The sequence below is a fragment of the Roseburia hominis genome (genome assembly GCA_040702975.1).
GTDB classification, from domain to species: domain Bacteria; phylum Bacillota; class Clostridia; order Lachnospirales; family Lachnospiraceae; genus Allocoprococcus; species Allocoprococcus hominis_A.
The window spans coordinates 3,308,167-3,329,342 of sequence record CP159990.1 but is presented as its reverse complement, the minus strand read 5'-3'; the positions used below and the strand labels follow the sequence as shown (position 1 = coordinate 3,329,342).

The window sequence follows — 21,176 nt, the reverse complement described above, 5'->3', positions numbered from 1 at the left end:
AGTTGTCCTTTCTAACTTAAATCAGCGTTATCATTACCCGATGGGTCCTGCCCGGAAGACGGCAGAGAGTCTCTCGCGGCAGTACAGCGTAAGAATTTTCTGCGATGGTAAGTTCAGTGTCTTCGCAGGATGCAGACATAACGGTGTACTCTCCGTAATCTTTTCTACTTTTATTTATATATGTGATATCCAGTTGCTTTCCGGCGAATGTGGCTGAGATTGAGGCTGTTCCATCGGGGGTAAATTGTTCGGCAAGCAGTTTTGGATGGAAAATAAGGTCTCCGGATGCACCGCGCACGCCAAATACTTCCGTGATCATGGTCAAAAGATACCAGCTGGCAGCACCCGTCAGATAGTGATACATTCCACGTCCGTCAGAACGGAAATATTCCGGAATACCGGGATATATACGACTGGTGTCGAAATCAAGAGCAGTGCCTGCAAGTGCCTTTAAAGCCTTCCATCCCTCTTTTGCAAAACCGCGGCGGTAAAGCGCGTTGGCATACATTACGGCCATATGAGAGAAAACGGCGCCATTTTCTTTTTCGCCGTAAGCAAATCCAAACATACGTCCCATATCAAATTTTAATTCATGAAAATCTGTGTTCAGACAGTAGCCGCCGATTTGCGGATGATAAAGATAGTGGTCCGCACTTTTGGTTATTTTACGAATCTGCGTATCGGTAGCGACGTACCCCATAATAGCAAACACCTGTCCGGTCAACATCATGCGGACATGGTCAGGAAACATTCCTTCCACAGCACGCCCGTGGTTGTCGTAGTAGCTGTTGAACCACCCTTCGCCTAAATCTCCCTCAATCCATTCCTGAGTTCTTATATATTCAGTCAACCAGGTGGCCTTCTGAATCAGATTTGTGGCCAGAGCAAAAAGAGAAAAATGCTTGCGTCTTCCGCTGATATTATGGTTACATCGTTTTGTGTAATCACTGAGTATTTTCTGCTTTTGGGAAATGTTATCAAAACATTCCGGGTCAGTTTGAAGCAGGATCTCGATCTCTTCCATCAGTTCAACCGTTTGATTTGGACAGTGGTTTTCCAAAAGCAGAATCAGGTTTGCCAGTTCCATCATATTACCGGCATATGCGCAGGTGAACGCTACGCTTTCTCCCCTCTCAGCAGCCATATCCAGAGCATCGTTCCAGTCTGCACCGCGCAGGCGGTAAATATTATGCTCGCCGACCTCGTAAAAAGCGGTAAGATGCTGGATTAAGAGATGTTCCAGAATACTTCCGGTATAGAGAGAATTATCACTCGTCCGCTGCCGATTTCCGTATTCTTCAGTCCAGAGTGTATCTCTCTGCGTCCCGCGCATGGTCTGATTATCTTTAAAATAAGTAATGTGCCGGTTTAAGATATCTACGTCCCCGGTCTGGTCGATATAGAGCTTGGTCGTTATCAGAGGCCAAAGTGCGTGATCCATCCATACACGGGCAATCCCGTTTCGATCTGCGATAAAATTTCCGTCGCCCTCTCCGATAATTGTGGCGTTGGTGCCGTCGATGCGTACACCGCCATAATTTTGGGCAATCATTTCACCGACATTTTGCGGATTCATCAAAAGAAGCGAGAGACAGTCCTGCCAGAGGTCCCGCCAGCCACGTCCGCCGCGCCCGTAATCATGGTGCGGCAGGAAAGAACAGCCGAATAGCCGCCGGAGAAACGGCTGGAAGCCGACCCATTTCATCAGGCAGTCAAAGTTTGGGTCCTGTGTGTGAAAACCTACATTTACGGTATCTCTCCAATACGATTTCGTCTGGTCTAATTTGATAAGTACCTTATTTACGGAGTCATATTTGGCGAAAGTATTCTGAATCTTTGCTTCACTGGTTTCTGTACCGAGAAGGATCATGTATTCGGCCCTCTCACCGGGGGAAAGTTCGATTTTTCCGAAGCGGAAAGCCCCCATCGCTTCTTTGCCGGCAGTGGTGCTAAACGGCGGGCAGCCATCTAACTGTTCATATACAGCCCGAGGGCGTGTGTAAGTTCCGCCTTCTCCGATAAAAGATTCTACGGTTGGGAAAAAACTCTCAGGAGCTATCCCTTTGGCCGTATATCCCAACACATAATATATGTGGTCGTTTTGCTGATGCCCTCGTTCATCAAAAGACATGGTAGGACATACCAGGACTCCGTTCTTAGTGGTTTGAATCCGGTGCAGGAGAGAAGTTACATGCCGGTGATCCCGCAGATTATCTGCACTCCTGCCGTAAATAGGAACGGCGGCGTAAGGGGTCAGTTTCATGGGAGCATCGGAAAGATTCTGAATCACAATGTGCATGATCTCTACATTGTCATCCCTGGGAATGAAGGAGGTCACGGCGGAGCGAAGCTGAAAAACCCTGGAAGTTCGTTCTAATGTATGCCACATAAATCCAGCGGTTACCTGGCTTTTATCCTGAATCTCGGAAAACTTTAGTGATTCTTGTTCCGGGGAAGTCCCTGCAGCAGAATAGGCGCCGATTCCGTCGACCGTACACCAGAAGTTACGGACGGCACGGTTGCTATGCAGGTTTTCAGAGCTTACAGGCTCTAATAGGAAGCAGTCCTGATTTAGCTTAGCGTCGCCTCCAAGATTTGGAGTGACAGCACTTTTTAATCCAGCCTCTGAAGCAAGAGGAAAATAGAGATAACTGATATTATCTGGATTTTCCATTGTAAAACTGCCATGTTTGTCAACAAACTGTAAATATTTCAATATATCGTCTCCTTCCATATTTATCTATGTGCATTATACAAGGAGGCCGTATTTGCTAGAAATCATAAATGTGTGAAAAATATCAGAATCATGACCTAGAATGTGAAATATCTGTATCACCTGCCGCTATATGCTGGAAAATGTGACAGAACTTGTGTCATGAATCTGATATTTTTTGGAAATTTATAATATATCGGGGAGGGGAATTTCGGTATAATACAAAACAAGCGTGAGGGAAATACGCATAAAAGAACGGTAGTGTCAAGTAATCTATGAAAAAACGAGTCGAAAAAAACAGGCTTGAATGAACCTTGAAAATTGCAAATATATCTCACGGTAAGCCCTCCGAAGGCTCGAGGCTCTGCCCTAAGAACCCGCAAGGGGCCAGTTCCTTGACTCATTTCGGGCTCTGCCCGAACCCGTCCTCGCCGGAAGGCAGGAAAAGGGCGCGCTTGCCCCCTTTTCTGCTGTACAGGATAATCCGAGAACCTTATGTCAAGCGACTTTCGCGGCATAACGGGGCCCCTGCCCCATTATTCCACGGTTCACCTGACAACAGTTCCGCTCCGTTTATGCAGTTCCCGATTTTTGGAGATTCAGGATTGTCTGCTGACCGAGGAAGATAAGGAGTTGCCATTTTCCCGGCATATTGTCCGCGCCTTTCAGCATATCCACTTCGTTAAGTACATGATAGTTGTTGTGCTTGTGAGGACGGAGAAAGTTATAATAAGCAACCCATAAAGCCAGGTCATAGTTGGCGCCGTCGATGTTGTCAAATCCGTTTGTTTTCCGGTAGGATGCTTTGTATGTGCGGTTGAGCCGCTCGATCATCTGTTTGAATGGCCGGAACTCTTTGGAAACAGCATCGTCGTTGGTAAGTCCAATCACCTGAGTGATGTTGAATTTAAAAGCATCACCGAATTCATGGAAGAACTGCTGTGCTGCTAAGGGATAGGCACTGTAACCATCAGCAATAAAACGGAAGTTTTTGGGAAGTTCTTTTAAGTGTCGGAAGGCCATGCGCATCGCCATGATGCAGGGGCCGACACCACGGTTATCAGACACCCGGTAGCCGATAATGGAACGTTTGGCGGCGTCCATGATGAACCAGATATAGGTCTTGATCCCGCGGATTTTGATGTAGGTCTCATCAGCGGTAAAGGTATCACCGGTATCATAATCGTAGTTGTCTACAAAAGGTTTGATACAGATGGCGGCTGTCTTGCAGTAGTTGGCGATCTGTTGGTGGGAGATCTGGATGTTATACAGGTCTTTGAGAGCCTGGGAGGTCTTTCTGAGGGAAAGGCTGAGGTTCACGTGAAGTGTCAGGCACAAGGACATGACATGAGAATCAAACTTGCTGAATTTCAGGGAAGAGGCGTTTTTCGGAAGGGAATTTAAGTCCATCTTAAAGAAATCTATCGTAAACTCACGGTAGATATAATGGAGCTTATATTCGTTCTTGCCATAATCTTTTTCGAGATGAGCTTTATCAACTTTCTTCAGGTTATGGAGATAGTAGGGGCACTTCGGGTTCACACATTTGTGAATGATAAAGTGTTTTCGGTCTTTCTTGTGAACCAGAGCATTGCTGCAGTGAGGACAACGCAGAGTATACTGCTTTGAAAAGCGGTTCTCATCGGGAGAAAACTTAGTATCGCAGACCTTGCATTTGATTTGCCCTTTCTTACCGTTATTACGGTAGAGAAAAGGCTGTGGGGCATTACAGGCCGGACACTTGCATTCTTCGGAGATATCGCATACCTTACGGCGTGCAACAGGCCTGATCATTTTGTGATATCTGTGTTCAAAGTAAGGGATCAGGAGCTGCCAGTCCCATTCATCCTGTCGGTAGCCGATGCGGGGGAGTTCGTCTGTTTTGAACTTCTGGTATTTAGGAGAGTGGGAATCATCAAAAGCCCATTGTTTGAGAGGAATATATTTGCAGATAAAGTTAATTAACCAGCAGTTTTGTTGGTAAAGATATTGAATTACAGAGAGTAGGTATTGTATAATGTCCATGAGCATTGGCTCCTTTCGTGAGTGTTGTTTTGGTCGATGACATTATACACGAAAAAGGGAGGTCAATGCTCTTTTTATTGCAGATTTCCCTAAAAATCAAGGTTTTTATAAGATTTTGGAACAAAAAAACAGGTAGTTTTTGACACTACCAAAAGAACACAGGAGGTAAAAAGAATGAAGAAGAAAGTAGTTTCCGTTTTGCTTATTGCAAGTATGTGTATTGGCGCTCTGGCTGGCTGCGGAGGTGCGCCTAAGTCGGAGGGAGGAACAGACGGCGCAGAAGAAGGGAAGGTCATTAATATTTATTCATGGAACGATGAATTCCGCGAGCGTCTGGAAGCAGTTTACCAGGAGGTTGAGAAGACGTCCGCTGATGGAACAGTAACTACACTGAAGGATGGAACGGAAATCCATTGGATCATCAACCCCAATCAGGACGGAGTGTATCAGCAGAAGTTGGATGAAGCATTGCTGAAGCAGGCAGATGCATCTGCAGATGATAAGGTAGATATTTTCCTGTCAGAAACAGATTATGTAAATAAATATACAGATGCGGAAGCTGATGTGGCAATGCCGCTTAAAGACATTGGTATTGATCCGGATAAGGACATGGCAGACCAGTACGACTTTACGAGGACAACCGCTTCTGATATGAATGGCGTTCAGAGGGGTTCGACCTGGCAGTGCTGTCCGGGACTTCTGGTATATCGTCGTGATATTGCAATGGATGTATTTGGTACGGACGATCCGGCAGTAATCGGCGAGAAAGTAAAAGATTGGGACGTTATGAAGACGACGGCGGAGGAACTGAAGGCAAAAGGATATTATACATTTGCTTCTTATGCCGATACCTTCCGTCTGTATGGAAACAGTATTGAAGATTCATGGGTAAAACAAGGAGAGACAACACTCAAGGTTGACCAGAAGATCATCGACTGGGTAAAGAATTCCAAGGAATGGCTGGATGCGGGGTACCTGGATAAGACGGTGAAGGGCCAGTGGAATGATGACTGGAACAAGTCGATGGGCTCTGCGTCTAAAGTATTTGCCTTTTTGTTCCCGGCATGGGGAATTGACTTTACACTGAAGCCGAACTGGGACGGAGCAGAAGGCGCATGGGCAGTTACAAATCCTCCGCAGGAATATAACTGGGGCGGTTCTTATGTACATGCATGTACCGGTACGGATAATCCGGAGCATGTAAAGGATATTATCCTTGCAGTTACGGCAAACAAGGACAATCTGTTAAAGATTTCAAAGGAATACTCGGATTTTACAAATACAACAAGCGGTATGCAGGAAGCTGCAAAGGATAATTCTTATGCGTCTGCATTCCTGAACGGACAGAATGCGTTTGAATATTTTGCGCCGGTTGCGGAGAATATTAAAATCGCACCGCTTTCTGCTTACGATCAGGGTTGTGTCGAACTGATCCAGAATGCCTTCAGCGACTATCTGCAGGGAAAGGTAGATTACGAAAAGGCAAAGACGAACTTTGAGACAGCAATTAAAGAACGTTATCCGGATATCTCTGAGGTTCAGTGGCCGGAATAATCATCATCAATCTGTGGAGCGGTTAAATGCTCCACAGAGTCATTGGAAAGGAATGATACATTATGAGGAAAAAACGTAAAAGTATCAGTTATGCAAAGTGGGGATATATTTTTATTGTGCCCTTCTTCTTATGTTATTTCATTTTCTCTTTGATTCCTTTGGTGGATACGATACGCTATAGTTTTTTTGAATATTATCGTTCGGGTATTAAAGAGATCGGACCCACCTTTATTGGAATGCAAAATTATACGAGTCTTCTTCAGTCGGATATGCTGAAATACGGAGCAAATACTTTGATTCTTTGGGTAATAGGTTTTATTCCCCAGATCCTCATCGCGCTTCTTCTGGCGGTTTGGTTTACGGATGTCCGTCTGAAGATTCGTGGGCAGCAGTTTTTTAAGGTAGTGATCTATCTGCCGAACCTGATCATGGCATCGGCATTTGCGATGTTGTTCTTTACTATTTTTTCAACGAATGGTCCTGTGAACTCGATTTTGATGTCCGCTGGGATTATTACGGAGCGGATCGACTTTATGGGCTCTGTGTTTGGAACGAGATCGCTGATCGGTTTCATGAATTTTCTGATGTGGTTTGGTAATACGACCATTATGCTGATGGCGGCGATCATGGGAATCAGTATTGATGTATTTGAGGCGGCTGAAATAGACGGCTGCTCCGGGTTCAAGAGATTCTTCTATATCATACTTCCGCTGATACGTCCAATTCTTGCATATACATTGATTACTGCAATCATCGGCGGATTACAGATGTTTGACGTTCCGCAGATTTTGACGAATGGACAGGGAAGTCCAGACCGGACGTCTATGACTTTGATCATGTTCCTGAACAGCCATTTGAAGAGCAAAAACTATGGTATGGCCGGAGCATTATCCGTTTACTTATTCATCGTCAGCGGTATTTTGTGTTTCTTTGTATATAAGATGACGAACGATGATGACCCGGATGGATCTAAGAGAGCTGCTAAGAAACGGGCAAAAGAAGAAAGAAGAAGGAGGAAATAGGGTATGAAGTCAAAGAAACCAAATGCTTTAAGGAGTGTTATTGCGCATATCGTACTGATTATTTTATCATTTATGTGCCTGTTCTTCTTCTATATTTTGATTATCAATGCAACCCGTTCACATGCAGATCTGCAGAAAGGGTTTTCAGCGTTGCCTGGAAAATATTTTCTGACGAACTTAATGAAGGTTGCCAATGACGGTACATTCCCAATGTTCAGGGGTATCTTAAACAGCCTGGTCGTATCAGGAAGTTCTGCTGCGATATGTACTTATTTTTCATCACTTACAGCTTACGGACTCTACGCTTATGATTTTAAGCTGAAGAAGGTAGCGTTTACATTTATCATGGCGATCCTGGTAATGCCGACACAGGTTACTGCAATGGGTTTTTTGCGGTTAGTAACCAATATGGGAATGTATGATTCCCTGCTTCCGCTTATTATACCGTCAATTGCATCTCCGGCTGTATTCTATTTTATGTACAGCTATCTGCAGTCTTCTCTTCCGCTGTCGCTGGTCGAGGCGGCAAGAATTGACGGATGCGGAGAGTTCCGTATCTTTAACCAGATCGTACTGCCGATTATGAAGCCGGCGATCGCGGTACAGGCTATCTTTACTTTCGTTGGTTCATGGAATAACTACTTTGTTCCTGCGTTAGTCATTCAGTCAAAAGAAAAGATGACGGTGCCGATTCTGATCGCGACGCTTCGTGGTGCAGACTATATGAACTTTGATAGTGCAAAAATTTACATGATGATCATGGTAGCAATTGTACCGATTATTCTTATTTATCTGCTTCTCTCAAAATATATTATTGCAGGAGTCACCCTTGGCGGTGTAAAGGAATAATTGATGATGCAGCAAAGCAGAAATCTCCAAAAAAGAAGTTTCAGTCACAACGGAACACTGTGCGATGGCGCCTCGGTAAGAGAGCTGGCACATAGTGCTTTGGCAAGAAGGCTGGCGGCAGAAGGAATTGTTCTTTTGAAAAATGAAGAGCTTCTGCCTCTTCACATATCTATGCCGGTCGCACTGCTTGGAAATGGAGCGTCGAAAACAGTCAAGGGAGGAATCGGTTCCGGTGATGTGAATAATCGAGAGAATATTTCTATTTATCAGGGACTTAGAGAAGCAGGAATTTCCCTTGTGAGTGAAGGCTGGCTGAAGGATTACGATGAGCGATATGCCATCGCCAGAGAAGAATGGAAAGAAAAAATACTGGAAGATGCAAAAAGTGTCGAGAACCCCTTCGATGCATATGCGGCCAACCCATTCGTACTTCCGGAGGGACGCGTGGTTACTGAGGAGGACATAGAAGGAGCAAAGGCTGCTATTTATGTGATCAGCCGCGTCTCCGGGGAAGGGAAGGACCGGCGCCTGACTGCGGGCGACTATTACTTAAGTGCACGAGAAAGGGATGATATTCTGACGATTGACCAGAAGAAGATTCCTATCGTATTGATTCTGAATGCGGGCGGTCCGATCGAGCTGACGGATATATTAAAAGAAGCCGGAAATATTAAAGCGGTTCTTAGCATTTCACAGCCCGGCCAGGAAGGGGGACGCGCGGTTGCAGATGTGCTGCTTGGCAAGACTGCACCTGCGGGGAAACTGACCGCGACCTGGGCGAAGCGTTATGAGGACTATCCTTATGCAAAATCATATAGCCATCTGAACGGTAATCTGGAGAGGGAAGAATACCAAGAGGGAATCTATGTGGGCTACCGGTATTTCGACAGCTTCCGTGTTCAGCCGTTATATCCGTTTGGGTATGGACTTTCCTATACCTCGTTTGAAATGACGTTTGAGAACCTTAAGGTCAGGGAAAATAATGTGGAGATGGACATTCTGGTAAGGAATACCGGAGAGAAATATGCCGCGAAAGAAGTGGTCCAGGTTTATGCTGCATTGCCGCAAAATGGGGAAGAAAGAGAATATCACAGACTGGTCGGATTTGCGAAGACGAAGCTTTTAGAGCCTCGGGAGGCGCAGATTGTCACAGTTACCATAGAACAGAAGCAGTTTGCCGGTTTCTCCGAGCAGAAGCAGGCGTGGTATATGGAGGCTGGACTACATGAACTATGGATTGGGAGCCATTCGGCAGCTCTTAAGATAGCGGCTGTACTTTATGTGCCAAAGCAGGTGATCATAGAACGAACACATGCGGTATGTCCGGTGCAGACGGAATATGCAGAGCTTAGTATATCGCAGGCAGACAGGGCAAAGTGGTCTGGTCTGAGCGAAAAGCAGGAAGTACCCCGATATCTGTTTGAGCCAAAGGAATGGAATGAAACCTTCGTATATGCATTTGATGCAGAGAAAAAGAGAAAAACAGAAGCCACGATCTCTTCTGTTTCGGAACTTCCTATCAGAAAATTGATACCGCTCCTTTATGGAAATATCACCCAGGGAACGAGTACGCTTGGGTCTGCCGGAGTGCGCGTGCCGGGGTCTGCCGGTGAGACAACAGAGGCGTTGGAAGAGGAATACGGGATTCCGTCTCTGATTATGGCGGACGGACCTGCCGGTCTGAGACTCAGGCAAAGCTATGAGGTGGATAAAAAGAGTGATTCGGTCTATGGAGTCGGTGTTTTGGGAAGTCTGGAAAATGGATTCCTGGAGCCGACAGGGCACCATGAAGATGCAGATACCTATTATCAATACTGTACGGCATTTCCGGTAGGAACTGCACTGGCACAGACATGGGACAGAGAATTAATGAAAGAGTTTGGCGCGGCAATCGCGGCAGAGATGGAAGAATTACACATAGACCTATGGCTGGCTCCGGGAATGAATATTCAGCGGAATCCATTGTGCGGTCGTAATTTTGAATACTATTCCGAAGATCCGCTGCTGTCCGGAGCTATGGCGGCAGCGGTAACGGCTGGTGTGCAGAGCAGGAAGGGGTGCGGAGTAACGATCAAGCATTTTGCCTGCAACAACCAGGAGGATAACCGTATGGGTGTGGACGTTCGGATTTCTGAAAAAGCGCTCAGGGAGATTTATCTTCGCGGATTTGAGATTGCGGTTAAGGAAAGTGCTCCGATGGCGGTTATGTCAGCATATAATAGGATTAATGGGGTCCATGCGGCGAACAGCAGGGATTTATGTACGGTTGTGCTGCGCGATGAGTGGGGATTTGACGGTGTAGTTATGTCCGATTGGAATACGACGATTCCGGAAGATGGAAGTATACCATGGAAGTGTGCCGTGGCCGGAAATGATATTATTATGCCGGGAAATTTCAAAGACCGGGAAGCTATTTGTGAAGCATATGAACAGGGAAGGCTCTCGGAAGAAGAAATCAGAAACTGTGCGGGACATATTATGGCACTTATGCGAAAATTAAATAAATAGACAAAGTCTTAAGTGGGGCCGGTAGTGATTGCTATCGGCTCTTTGATTTATGTCAGAATTGTTTGAAGGGGATTAACTTATGGATGAGAGAAGTAAGAAGTATTTCAGGATAGGTTGCGGAAAAAATGAAAACTATTTATAATGGAAAAAGGTAATGTGGTAAATGCAGTACAGGGTTAGGAGTAAGGCCATGGAAAACAGTCGGATCATTTGGAAAAACCAGAAAAAGTTAAGAACAGGCTACACGACGGGCAGTTGTGCGGCAGCGGCGGCAAAGGCAGCGGCGAAGATGCTGCTTAGCGGGGAGGAAATCCGACACGTTTCCCTGATGACCCCGGCTGGAATCTGTTTGTATCTGGAAATCGAGGAGATCGAGATGGGGGCGGATTATGTGAGCTGCGGAGTGAAAAAAGACAGTGGAGACGACCCTGATGTGACAAACGGGGTCTATGTTTACGCAAAGGTAAGCCGAAATATGTCCGGGGAGGTTTGCCTGGACGGAGGAGTCGGCGTAGGCCGTGTGACGCGAAAGGGGCTGGAATCTAATATCGGTGATGCGGCGATCAATAAGGTGCCAAGAAGCATGATCCTTAGTGCAGTCCGTGAGCAGATGAATCTGGCGGGTTACACGGGCGGCATGGATATCGTAATCTCCATACCGGCAGGGGTACGGCTGGCTGCGAAGACATTTAACCCGAGGCTTGGGATAGAAGGCGGAATCTCGGTGCTTGGGACCAGCGGAATTGTGGAGCCTATGAGCGAACGGGCCCTGACAGAGACGATTTTTTTGGAAATGAAGGTCCTTAAAGAGGGCGGAAACGACTGGTGTTACCTGGTGCCGGGAAATTATGGGAATGATTTTTTGAGGGAACATATGAACTATGACGGCCGTCTGGCTGTAAAATGCAGTAATTATATCGGTGAGGCGATCGACGATGCGATCCGTCTTGGAATGCAGGGAGTCCTCCTGGTCGGTCATATCGGTAAACTTGTGAAGCTGGCAGCGGGGGTGATGAATACGCATTCCCGGCAGGCAGACTGCAGAATGGAAGTGCTGGCGTCTCATGGGGCGATGGCCGGCGCCGACAGGGAGACCGCAGTGCAGATCATGAACTGTATTACGACCACGGAGGCGCTGGAACTTTTGAAACAGGCCGGGGTGCTGGAAGAGACCATGCGGACGGTGACTGAGAGAATCGAATATTATCTAAGGCGCAGAGCGGGGGAACATTTGAAAATCGGCGCGGTTATGTTTTCGGAAGAGATGGGGATATTGGGCGAGACCTCTCTTGCGGGGGAGATTGGGGAGTGTATTTTAGGGGAGGAATAATATTGATATTAACTTTGATTTAACATATTGAGGCTGAGAATATATGGTGATGGTGAGTTGGGAAGGAAGCTATCGAGAAAAATGTATAAAAAGAATAGAATGAGAGAGTATAAATTTATCACCCACTTTATTACCCACCTGTGTTATAATAGGTGGGTAATAAAGTGGGTGATAAACTTTTAGAGATGGAGAATCAATATGGATAAATTGATTGAAATAATAGAGGAACTTCGTGCGTATGATTCTGAAAGAGAGTGGTTTGAATTTAAGGAAAATTGGTTTAAAGCAGACGATTTAGGGGAATATATATCGGCATTGTCTAACAGTGCTGCTATTGCAGGAAAGAAATTTGCATACTTTGTTTGGGGAATCAACGATCAGACGCATGAGATTGTTGGTACCAGGTTTAATTGTCATCAAGATATAAATCATGAGCCGTTAAAACACTATCTTGCAAGGCAGTTTAGTCCAGATATTAATTTTACATTTGAGGAACTGTTAATAGAAGATAAAAGGGTTATTCTTTTAATCATTCCCGCAGCAAAGTCTGTTCCTACGTCATATGCAAGAGAACGATATATTCGGATAGGATCAAGCAAAGAAAATTTAAGAAAATATCCTGAAAAAGAAGCTTTCTTATTTGAAGTGCTTAGGCATGGTTTCCCGACGATAGAGAATACTCCGTCAGATTATCAGGACCTTACATTTGAAAAACTACTAATCTATTATGGAGCGAAAGGTTTGAAATTGAATCCCGATACCTTTAAAAAGAATCTGTCTTTTTATACAGAGGAGGGAAAATATAATATTTTGGCACAGTTACTATCTGATAATTCTCATATGCCAATCCGAGTAGCCATTTTCTCAGGTACGACAAAAGCCGATAATATGTATTCTGTACGTGAATTCGGCAACCAGTGTTTGTTGTATTCTTTAGATGAAGTATTGCGTTATGGTGATGTACTGAATATCATTCAGGCAGATGAAAGGAATCGTGTTGTTGAGAGAAAAGAAATCCCTCTATTTGAGAATGATGCCTTTCGTGAGGCGGTGATTAATGCTTTTGTTCACAACAAATGGGTGAGTGGAAATGAACCGATGATTACAGTGTTTTCTAATAGAATTGAGATATTGTCCCGTGGATCTCTTGCAATGGAGCAGACAATGGAAGGTTTTTTCGCAGGAGAATCCGTACCGGTAAATAAGAAATTGTCAGAAATATTATTGCAGCTTCATATCAGTGAAAAAACCGGAAGAGGCGTACCTAAGATTACGCAGAGATATGGGAAGGAAGCTTTTGAATTTAGAGAAAACTCAATTGTAGTTACGATTCCGTTTAATTGGATTAATGTTATGGGTGACAAGGTGGGTAATAAAGGAAACGATAAAGTGGGTGATAAAAGTTTGGAATCATCGCTAAATCATACGCAGACAAGCATTTTGGCGGAAATACGGAACGACCCCAATATTACGAAATCACGCCTTGCCGAAATACTGAAACTTGGGAAAACATCGATAGATAAAGGAATGGCAGTTTTAAAGAAATATGGATATATAGAAAGAATAGGTTCTAATAAATCTGGTTACTGGAAAGTATTGAAATAAATTTGTTTATAAAAGTTAGAATTTCGCAGAAATAAGTGGCTTGTAGAGGCACATAAAAGACTGTTTTTGCAAGAAAGGAGCGTTTGCCAATGCCAGGTACATTTTATGTGGTAGGTGTAGGCCCGGGAGACCCGGAGCTTCTGACACTGAAAGCCATAAGAGTGATAGAAGAATGTGATATCATCGCAGTCCCGGTTTCCGGGAGCGATTTTTTGGAAGTAATCTATGAAAATGAGAATATGAAGCCGCTTTTTCCGGAGTCGCTTGCGCGCTGCGCGGCATGGCAGATTGTGCTGCATGAGCTGCCAGAGATTCTGTTTAAAGAAAAATTGTATCTTCCTATGCCGATGATGAAAGAGAAGGATACCCTCCGGCATATTCACGATGAAGCGGCAAGGGAGACGGCAAAATGGCTGGACGCCGGGAAGAATGTGGCCTTTATCACGATTGGAGACCCGTCGGTCTATTCCACGGGAATGTATGTGCATACCCGGCTGAAACGAAAAGGGTATGATACGCGCATCATACCGGGGATTCCTTCTTTTTGTGCGGCTGCGGCGAGACTTGACGTACCGCTTGCGGGAAATAAAGAGGAGATCCATATCATACCGGCGAGCTATGGCGTGGAGGAAGGACTTAGGCTTCCGGGGACGAAGATACTTATGAAAGCCGGAAAAAAGATGCCGCTGGTGAAGGAAGAAGTGCAAAAACGGAATTTACAGATACAGATGGTGGAAAATTGTGGCATGAAGGGCGAACGGGTCTACAGGTCGGCGGAGGAAATTCCGGACGAAGCCAGCTACTATTCGCTCATGATCGTGAGGGAGGAAGGGTAAATGATTCAGTTTGTGGGTGCAGGCCCGGGCGCGGAAGATTTGATCACCGTTCGCGGCCAGAGACTTTTGATGGAGGCGGATGTCGTAGTTTACGCCGGTTCTCTTGTCAATCCCGGGTTACTTCGGCTTTGTAAGCCGGAATGTGAAATCTATAATAGTGCGTATATGACGCTGGAGGAGGTCCTGGGCGTGCTGATTGCCGGAGAGAGGGCGCAGAAACATGTGGTCCGCCTGCATACCGGCGATCCCTGCCTGTATGGTGCGATCCGGGAGCAGATGGACGCGCTTAAGGAGGCCGGGATTTCTTACGAAGTCTGCCCGGGTGTCAGCTCATTTTGCGGAGCCGCGGCGGCATTAAAGGCAGAATATACCCTGCCGGATATATCGCAGTCGGTCGTGATCACCAGAATGGCCGGAAGGACTCCGGTTCCGGAGCGGGAGTCTGTCCGCAGTTTTGCCGGGCATCAGGCGACGATGGTGCTGTTTTTAAGTACAGGGCTGCTCGGGAAACTGTCGGAAGAATTGATCGCAGGAGGATATACCGAAGAGACTCCTGCCGCCATCGTATATAAAGCGACCTGGCCGGACGAAGAAGTGCATCGCTGTACGGTGGGGAGCCTGGAAGAGACGGCCAGGACATACGGGATCACGAAAACGGCCCTGATTGTTGTGGGAAATGTTCTTGGCGCACAGAAGGAGGCGGGACGGCAAAGCGGAGACGGTGGTCTGACCATGGGCTATAAGCGGTCAGATCTTTATAATCCGGCGTTTTCTACGGAATTTCGCAAGGCAGGTAAGGAGCAGGAGTATGAGTAAAATATATGTAATAGGTATCGGCCCGGGTGCGGGAGATCAGATGACGGTGCGCGCGGCAAATGTCATTAAGCAGTGTCCGGTGGTCGTAGGATATACCGTTTATGTTGATTTGTTGAAAAAAGATTATCCGGATAAAATATACCTTTCAACGCCGATGCGCCGGGAGGAGGCAAGGTGCCGCATGGCGGTAGAGGAGGCGGGGAAAGGTCAGGACGTAGCCTTCGTGTGCAGCGGTGACGCGGGGGTCTATGGAATGGCGGGGCTGATGTATGAGGTGGCGGAAAACTCCCCGGAGGTGGAAATAGAGATCATACCGGGAATCACGGCAGCGACCGGAGGGGCGGCCGTACTCGGAGCACCGCTCATGCATGATTTTGCAGTGATCAGCCTAAGCGATCTGATGACTGAGTGGGAGAAGATCGAAAGAAGGCTTAAGGCCGCGGCAATGGCCGATTTCGTAATCTGCATTTACAATCCGTCCAGCAGGAGGCGGGCAGGGTATCTGAAAAAGGCATGCATTTGCATGCTGGAATATAAAAGCGAAGCTACCGTGTGCGGAATCGTGCGCAATATCGGAAGAGAAGGGCAGTCCTGCCGGATTCTAAGCCTTGGGGAGCTAAGGGATACGGAAGTGGATATGTTCACGACTGTTTTTATTGGAAATGAACAGACGAGGAGAATCGGGGATAAGATGGTAACGCCCCGGGGATATCAGATTGAACGGCAGAGTATAGAGGCAGGAACGGAAAGATAGGTGCAGAGATGGAAATGCGGGAAAACGGGCAGGTAAGGCAGGTATATTGCATAGGAATCGGTATGGGGAATGAGAAATTCCTGACCGCCCAGGCAAAGGAGTGTATAGAGGCAAGTGATATTCTGATTGGGGCAAAACGAATGCTGGAGCCATTTGTACAGGGGCGGGACAAGTGTCCGTCGGAGGTTTGCTCAGACGTAAACTGTTGTTCCGAAGAGTACCTTGTGAAACGGCCGAATGGTCATACGGGATACCCCTCAGTATACCTGGAAGAATATCGCCCCGCGCAGATCAGGGAATATTTGCTGGCGCATACGGAATTTACGAAATGTGCGGTACTGCTCTCCGGTGATACCGGTTTTTACAGTGGTGCGAAGAAACTGGCCTGTGTACTTGAAGAATGTGGAATCAAGGTAGAGTTTCTTCCGGGAATCTCTTCTGTTGTATATTTGGCGGCACGTCTTCATACGAGCTGGGAGGACGCCGCACTTGTAAGTCTTCACGGCAGGCGGCAGAATTTTATTCATGCGATTTCAAGAAATAAAAAGGCGTTTTTGATTTTGGGCGCAGACGAGGGAAAAATGCTGTGTGAAAAGATAGCATACTATGGAATGGGGCATGTCAGATTTCATATCGGGAGAAATTTGTCCTATGAAGAGGAGGAGATTCTTTCTGTATTTGGCTCAGAGATAAGGCCGGAACAATTTGCAGGACTTGTTACGGTGATGGTGGAAAATCCGGAGCCAGTCAGGTCGGTGATGCTCCACATTCCTGACGAAGAATTTATCCGGGGCAAAGTTCCGATGACCAAGGAAGAAGTGCGGACGGTCAGCATTTCCAAGATGAAGCTCACGGAGGACGCGGTGGTCTACGACGTGGGGGCAGGGACGGGCTCGGTTTCGATTGAGGCGGCGCTTGCGGCGCCGGGGATTAAGGTGTATGCGATTGAGAAGAATCCGGAGGGCGTCCGCCTGATCCGGGAAAACGCGAGAAAATTTAAAACGGACTTAGTTCAAATAATAGAAGGTCTTGCGCCGGAAGTGTTGGAAGGGCTGGAAAGCCCGACGCATGTGTTCATAGGCGGCAGTTCAGGAAATTTGAAAGAGATTTTGAAGGTTGTAAGAGAGAAGAATCCGCAGGCGAGGATCGTGATTAATGCGATTTCGCTGGAGACGATGCAGGAAGTCATGGAGGCCTTTCAGGAAGGAATTCTGCAGGACCCCGAGATCGTGCAGATGACTGTGGCGAAATCGCGAAAACTGGGGAATTATCATATGATGACGGGACAGAATCCGATTTATATTGTTGCGGATTAGATACCCAAGGGCATCCCGTATGGCCATTCGGCCGTTTCATAAGGTAGGTGAAGGGGAATACATTGATGAATTTCTGGTATTTCCCCAGTATATAGATTAAGGAGGCTGTAATGACAGAGATTAGATATGTAGAGGCAGAGGATAAGGCATTCTGGTACAGCCTTGACAAGCATTTGCCGGAAGAGGAATTTATGGACAAGGTGCGCAGTAAAAGAGGCTATATCCTGCTAAAGGACGGCGTTCAGGCAGGAATTCTGAGGTATCATTTGTTTTGGGATAATATACCTTTTTGCAGTATGCTCTTTATTGAGGAAGGACATCGGCGTGAAGGGCTGGGGAAGAAACTCATAGAAAACTGGGAAAATGATATGAAAAGGCAAGGGTATGGCATCGCTTTGACCTCCACACAGGTAGATGAGGAGGCGCAGCATTTTTACAGGAAATCAGGCTACAGGGACTGCGGCTGCCTGTTGCTTGACATTCTCGGGTATGCGCAGCCGATGGAGATGTTTATGGTGAAGGCGTTAAGGGAGTAGGTAAGGCAGATGATGAAAATTCCGTCAGTGATGATAGCTGCAATGGCAAGCGGGAGTGGGAAAACTTCGGTCGCGTGCAGCCTGATGGCAGCTTTGAAGAAAAGAGGAAAAAGGGTGGCGGCGTGCAAATGCGGGCCGGATTATATTGACCCGATGTTTCACCGGGAAGTGCTGGGGATTGATTCGGAGAATCTGGATTTGTTCTTTTGTAGTGAGGACTTGCTTCGGAAGAATTATATAAGGCATGCGCAAGGTTCTGAGATTACGGTAGTGGAAGGTGTGATGGGATACTATGATGGCATGGCGCTTAGCTGTGACTGGGCGAGCTCCTATGATGTGGCGAGGACGCTTGGAATTCCGGTGATTTTGGTCCTGCCGTGCCGGGGAATGGGGCTTACCGTGGCTGCGCTTCTAAAAGGAGCCGTAGAATTTCGGAAGGACAGTCATATCAGAGGAATTATATTGAACCGGATTTCCCCGATGCTGTATCCCAGAATGAAGAATCTGATCGAGGCGCAAATGGCGGAGATGGGGCATCAGATTCGGGTAGTCGGGTATGTGCCGGAACATGAGGTATTTCAGGTTGACAGCCGCCATCTGGGGCTTGTCCTGCCGGAAGAGATACCGGAATTGAAGTCGAGAATGGAGCAGGCGGCGAGAGTACTGGAAGAATCTGTGGATTTGGATGAGATACTTGAAATCGCCAAGGAGGCGGCTGAATTTGAGGCGGAAACGAGTGTTCTGGATAGAGTGGATGATGCCGGGAAGCCGGAGAAGAGTGATTTGGATAAGACGTTTTATGCAGAGACAGGAAGAGAAAATGTGCGTATAGCTGGTGACTTAGAGAGTGCAGTTCAAAGGACAGTATGGTCAGCTGGGGAAGGACCGGTGATTGGAATTGCCAGAGATGAAGCGTTTGGATTTTACTACAAAGACAATATAGAACTTTTGAAGAAATTTGGCTGTCGGATATTGTATTTTAGCCCGCTAAGAGATGCAAAAATTCCTGAGGAGGCGGACGGCATTTTGCTGGGAGGCGGATATCCGGAAGTGTATGCGGCCCGGCTTGCCGCAAATAGAAATATGCGGGAGGATCTTTGCAGGCGGGTGAGGGGAGGGCTCCCCTGTATCGCGGAATGCGGAGGCTTCCTGTATTTGCAAAAAGAGCTGGAAGGGACGGACGGGACGATGTACCCGATGGCAGGGGCCTTAATCGGAACGGCCGTGCGGAAACAGCGGCTGGTGAGATTCGGCTACATTGATCTTTCGGCGCAGGAGGACGGCGTATATTTGAAAAAGGGTGAGAAAATACGAGGGCACGAATTCCATTATTGGGACAGCAGTGAAAACGGGAGTTCCTGCCTTGCGGTCAAACCGGACAAAGCGCGGTCGTGGCAGGCAGTGCAGGTGGAGGGGAAGATATTTGCAGGGTTTCCGCATTTGTACTGGGAATCCTGCCCGGAGTTTGCAGAGCGGTTTGTTGAAGTATGTCTGGAATATAAAAGGAAGAGAGAACTGTAAATGAGTGGGGCAAAGTTTTTTACAAAAAACTAAATGCACCAAAGCCTAATAAACCCAATCATATAGGAATAGCCGCCATGATTATATATGATGGAAAACTTTTGATGGAGCATAGACAGGATTCTGATATGTGGGCAATCATAGGCGGAGGACTATTCCAATCATAGAGGATTATATACAGGAAAGCAAAGCAGGAAATGGTGACAGAAAATGACGATACGAGAGATAGAGGAACAGATCAGTCCCTTAGATGAAAAGAGTATGGAACAGGCAAGGCAGCGGTGGCTGTCCGTAGCAAAACCGTTATTCAGCCTTGGCAAGTTGGAAGATGTGGTCATTCGCATGGCGGGAATTAAGCGGACCGCTGATTATGAATTAAAGAAGAAGGGGCTTATTATCATGTGCGCCGATAACGGCGTTGTGGCGGAAGGCGTGACGCAGACCGGCAGCGAAGTGACGGCGCAGGTGGCGGATAATTTCACAAAGGGAGAGGCGAGTACCTGTATCATGGCCCAGGTGGCGGGGGTCGACGTATTTCCAATCGACATTGGAATGTGTACGCAGGTCCCTTCGGTGACGAAGAAGGAATACAAGGTGGCGTGCGGTACCAGGAATCTGGCAAAGGAACCTGCCATGACGCGTGATGAAGTTTTACGTGCCATTTGGACAGGAATCCGGCTTGTGAAGGAGAAGAAAGAAGAGGGGTATGATATTTTGGCCACCGGAGAGATGGGAATCGGCAATACGACGACCAGCAGTGCGGTGGCGGCAGTTCTTTTGAATCGAAAAGTGGAGGAAGTGACAGGAAAAGGCGCAGGACTTACCAGTCAGGGACTGGCAAGGAAGATTCGGGTCATCAGGCAGGCGATTGAAATGCACCGGCCGGACCGTGATGATGTGATCGATGTGCTGTCAAAGGTAGGAGGTCTTGATATCGCCGCTCTTGTGGGAGTATTCCTGGGCGGAGCCATGCAGAGAGTACCCGTAGTGATTGACGGATTTATCTCGGCGGTGGCGGCGCTTTGTGCCGTACGGCTGATTCCGGCGGCAGCAGATTACATATTGCCGTCCCATGTTTCCAGGGAACCGGCCGGACAGATGGTGCTTGATGCGCTGGGAATGTCCCCATTTCTTACCTGCGATATGTGTCTGGGAGAGGGCAGCGGTGCGGTGGCAGTGATGCCCCTGCTGGAAATGGGATTACAGGTATACCGCCAAATGGGGACCTTTGGGGAAATGGATATTGAGCAGTATCAAGTGTTGAAATAATTTTATAATTGTAGGAATTATTGAAGTATTTCAAAGTTTGCAGGAGGCAGAACATGAAAATACAGGTTATCAAAAAGAAAGCGTCGTCCCTCAGGGAGCTCGAGAGAGAGACCGTCGAGATTCCGAAGGTTTCTACTCTCAAGGAGTTTTTGGCGGAAATGGTCTCTTATGAGCTACTAAGGTCGCAGAAGGAAACGGAAAATCCGGTACTAAAAGAGCAGGACATCACTGCACAGTCAAGACTTGGCCGGGTGTCGTTTGGGGTAAACTATAATGAAAATCGTCCGGATAGCCAAAAGGCGTTGGAGGTGATGCTCCAGGATTTTACAGACGGATTATTCCGTGTATTTATAAATGGAGAAGAATATCTGAAACTGGACGATACACTACACATGGAAGACGGAGATGAAGTGGTATTTATCCGTCTGGTCATGCTTGCGGGAAGAATGTGGTAGAAAGCCCGCGAACGAAAAAGCGCGTAATGCTCCCGGAGCTGCGCACTACAGAATATCTAATATGAAT

16 protein-coding genes are annotated in these 21,176 nt (G+C 46.9%); 14 read left to right on the top strand and 2 right to left on the bottom strand.

Features of this window, described 5'->3' with window-relative positions; genetic code table 11:
- Positions 1 to 16: 16 nt before the first annotated feature.
- The gene (locus ABXS75_15390; protein ID XCP84429.1) at positions 17 to 2,716 is read right to left on the bottom strand and encodes a cellobiose phosphorylase; all 2,700 of its coding nucleotides are present in this window, start codon (positions 2,714 to 2,716) and stop codon (positions 17 to 19) included.
- A 570-nt stretch (positions 2,717 to 3,286) separates the two neighbouring features.
- Complete coding sequence (locus ABXS75_15385) at positions 3,287 to 4,738, bottom strand: DDE-type integrase/transposase/recombinase (protein ID XCP84428.1); 1,452 nt, start codon at positions 4,736 to 4,738, stop codon at positions 3,287 to 3,289.
- Positions 4,739 to 4,912: 174 nt separating this feature from the next.
- Between ABXS75_15385 and ABXS75_15380 the strand changes: the two genes are divergently transcribed.
- The 14 genes from ABXS75_15380 to ABXS75_15315 all read left to right on the top strand — a co-directional run bounded on the left by ABXS75_15380 (position 4,913) and on the right by ABXS75_15315 (position 21,109).
- Positions 4,913 to 6,292: an ABC transporter substrate-binding protein gene (locus ABXS75_15380; GenBank protein ID XCP84427.1), complete on the top strand. Its 1,380-nt coding sequence runs from the start codon at positions 4,913 to 4,915 to the stop codon at positions 6,290 to 6,292.
- Between the two features lie 62 nt (positions 6,293 to 6,354).
- On the top strand, positions 6,355 to 7,314 hold the full coding sequence (locus tag ABXS75_15375) for a sugar ABC transporter permease (protein XCP84426.1): 960 nt from the start codon (positions 6,355 to 6,357) through the stop codon (positions 7,312 to 7,314).
- Positions 7,315 to 7,317: 3 nt separating this feature from the next.
- Positions 7,318 to 8,163 (top strand): carbohydrate ABC transporter permease, encoded by an 846-nt coding sequence (locus ABXS75_15370; protein ID XCP84425.1) that lies wholly within the window; start codon positions 7,318 to 7,320, stop codon positions 8,161 to 8,163.
- Positions 8,164 to 8,166: 3 nt separating this feature from the next.
- Positions 8,167 to 10,671 (top strand): glycoside hydrolase family 3 N-terminal domain-containing protein, encoded by a 2,505-nt coding sequence (locus ABXS75_15365; protein XCP84424.1) that lies wholly within the window; start codon positions 8,167 to 8,169, stop codon positions 10,669 to 10,671.
- 190 nt (positions 10,672 to 10,861) lie between these two features.
- Entirely contained in the window at positions 10,862 to 12,001 is a 1,140-nt protein-coding gene (gene cbiD / locus ABXS75_15360) for a cobalt-precorrin-5B (C(1))-methyltransferase CbiD (protein XCP84423.1), read from the top strand.
- A gap of 198 nt (positions 12,002 to 12,199) precedes the next feature.
- Positions 12,200 to 13,606, top strand: a complete 1,407-nt coding sequence (locus tag ABXS75_15355) for an RNA-binding domain-containing protein (protein XCP84422.1) — start codon at positions 12,200 to 12,202, stop codon at positions 13,604 to 13,606.
- An 89-nt stretch (positions 13,607 to 13,695) separates the two neighbouring features.
- The gene (locus tag ABXS75_15350) at positions 13,696 to 14,442 is read left to right on the top strand and encodes a precorrin-2 C(20)-methyltransferase (protein XCP84421.1); all 747 of its coding nucleotides are present in this window, start codon (positions 13,696 to 13,698) and stop codon (positions 14,440 to 14,442) included.
- Positions 14,443 to 15,258: a precorrin-4 C(11)-methyltransferase gene (gene cobM / locus ABXS75_15345; GenBank protein ID XCP84420.1), complete on the top strand. Its 816-nt coding sequence runs from the start codon at positions 14,443 to 14,445 to the stop codon at positions 15,256 to 15,258.
- Positions 15,251 to 16,012, top strand: a complete 762-nt coding sequence (gene cobJ, locus ABXS75_15340; protein XCP84419.1) for a precorrin-3B C(17)-methyltransferase — start codon at positions 15,251 to 15,253, stop codon at positions 16,010 to 16,012. Before cobM ends, cobJ begins: the two co-directional genes overlap by 8 nt.
- 8 nt (positions 16,013 to 16,020) lie before the next feature.
- Entirely contained in the window at positions 16,021 to 17,328 is a 1,308-nt protein-coding gene (gene cbiT / locus ABXS75_15335) for a precorrin-6Y C5,15-methyltransferase (decarboxylating) subunit CbiT (GenBank protein XCP84418.1), read from the top strand.
- 110 nt (positions 17,329 to 17,438) lie between these two features.
- Positions 17,439 to 17,864, top strand: coding sequence for a GNAT family N-acetyltransferase (locus tag ABXS75_15330; GenBank protein ID XCP84417.1), 426 nt, complete (start codon positions 17,439 to 17,441; stop codon positions 17,862 to 17,864).
- Positions 17,865 to 17,873: 9 nt separating this feature from the next.
- Positions 17,874 to 19,385, top strand: coding sequence for a cobyrinate a,c-diamide synthase (locus ABXS75_15325; protein XCP84416.1), 1,512 nt, complete (start codon positions 17,874 to 17,876; stop codon positions 19,383 to 19,385).
- Between the two features lie 210 nt (positions 19,386 to 19,595).
- Complete coding sequence (gene cobT / locus ABXS75_15320; protein XCP84415.1) at positions 19,596 to 20,654, top strand: nicotinate-nucleotide--dimethylbenzimidazole phosphoribosyltransferase; 1,059 nt, start codon at positions 19,596 to 19,598, stop codon at positions 20,652 to 20,654.
- A 53-nt stretch (positions 20,655 to 20,707) separates the two neighbouring features.
- A complete protein-coding gene (locus tag ABXS75_15315) occupies positions 20,708 to 21,109 on the top strand; it encodes a hypothetical protein (GenBank protein XCP84414.1) in 402 nt (133 codons plus the stop codon).
- The last annotated feature ends 67 nt before the right edge of the window (positions 21,110 to 21,176 follow it).

What these genes read in the sequence shown, in the direction of transcription:
- ABXS75_15385 (XCP84428.1), bottom strand. Translation starts at nt 4,738, where the DNA reads ATGGACATTATACAATACCTACTCTCTGTAATTCAATATCTTTACCAA.
- ABXS75_15380 (XCP84427.1), top strand. Translation starts at nt 4,913, where the DNA reads ATGAAGAAGAAAGTAGTTTCCGTTTTGCTTATTGCAAGTATGTGTATT.
- ABXS75_15375 (XCP84426.1), top strand. Translation starts at nt 6,355, where the DNA reads ATGAGGAAAAAACGTAAAAGTATCAGTTATGCAAAGTGGGGATATATT.
- ABXS75_15370 (XCP84425.1), top strand. Translation starts at nt 7,318, where the DNA reads ATGAAGTCAAAGAAACCAAATGCTTTAAGGAGTGTTATTGCGCATATC.
- ABXS75_15365 (XCP84424.1), top strand. Translation starts at nt 8,167, where the DNA reads ATGATGCAGCAAAGCAGAAATCTCCAAAAAAGAAGTTTCAGTCACAAC.
- cbiD (XCP84423.1), top strand. Translation starts at nt 10,862, where the DNA reads ATGGAAAACAGTCGGATCATTTGGAAAAACCAGAAAAAGTTAAGAACA.
- ABXS75_15355 (XCP84422.1), top strand. Translation starts at nt 12,200, where the DNA reads ATGGATAAATTGATTGAAATAATAGAGGAACTTCGTGCGTATGATTCT.
- ABXS75_15350 (XCP84421.1), top strand. Translation starts at nt 13,696, where the DNA reads ATGCCAGGTACATTTTATGTGGTAGGTGTAGGCCCGGGAGACCCGGAG.
- cobM (XCP84420.1), top strand. Translation starts at nt 14,443, where the DNA reads ATGATTCAGTTTGTGGGTGCAGGCCCGGGCGCGGAAGATTTGATCACC.
- cobJ (XCP84419.1), top strand. Translation starts at nt 15,251, where the DNA reads ATGAGTAAAATATATGTAATAGGTATCGGCCCGGGTGCGGGAGATCAG.
- cbiT (XCP84418.1), top strand. Translation starts at nt 16,021, where the DNA reads ATGGAAATGCGGGAAAACGGGCAGGTAAGGCAGGTATATTGCATAGGA.
- ABXS75_15330 (XCP84417.1), top strand. Translation starts at nt 17,439, where the DNA reads ATGACAGAGATTAGATATGTAGAGGCAGAGGATAAGGCATTCTGGTAC.
- ABXS75_15325 (XCP84416.1), top strand. Translation starts at nt 17,874, where the DNA reads ATGATGAAAATTCCGTCAGTGATGATAGCTGCAATGGCAAGCGGGAGT.
- cobT (XCP84415.1), top strand. Translation starts at nt 19,596, where the DNA reads ATGACGATACGAGAGATAGAGGAACAGATCAGTCCCTTAGATGAAAAG.
- ABXS75_15315 (XCP84414.1), top strand. Translation starts at nt 20,708, where the DNA reads ATGAAAATACAGGTTATCAAAAAGAAAGCGTCGTCCCTCAGGGAGCTC.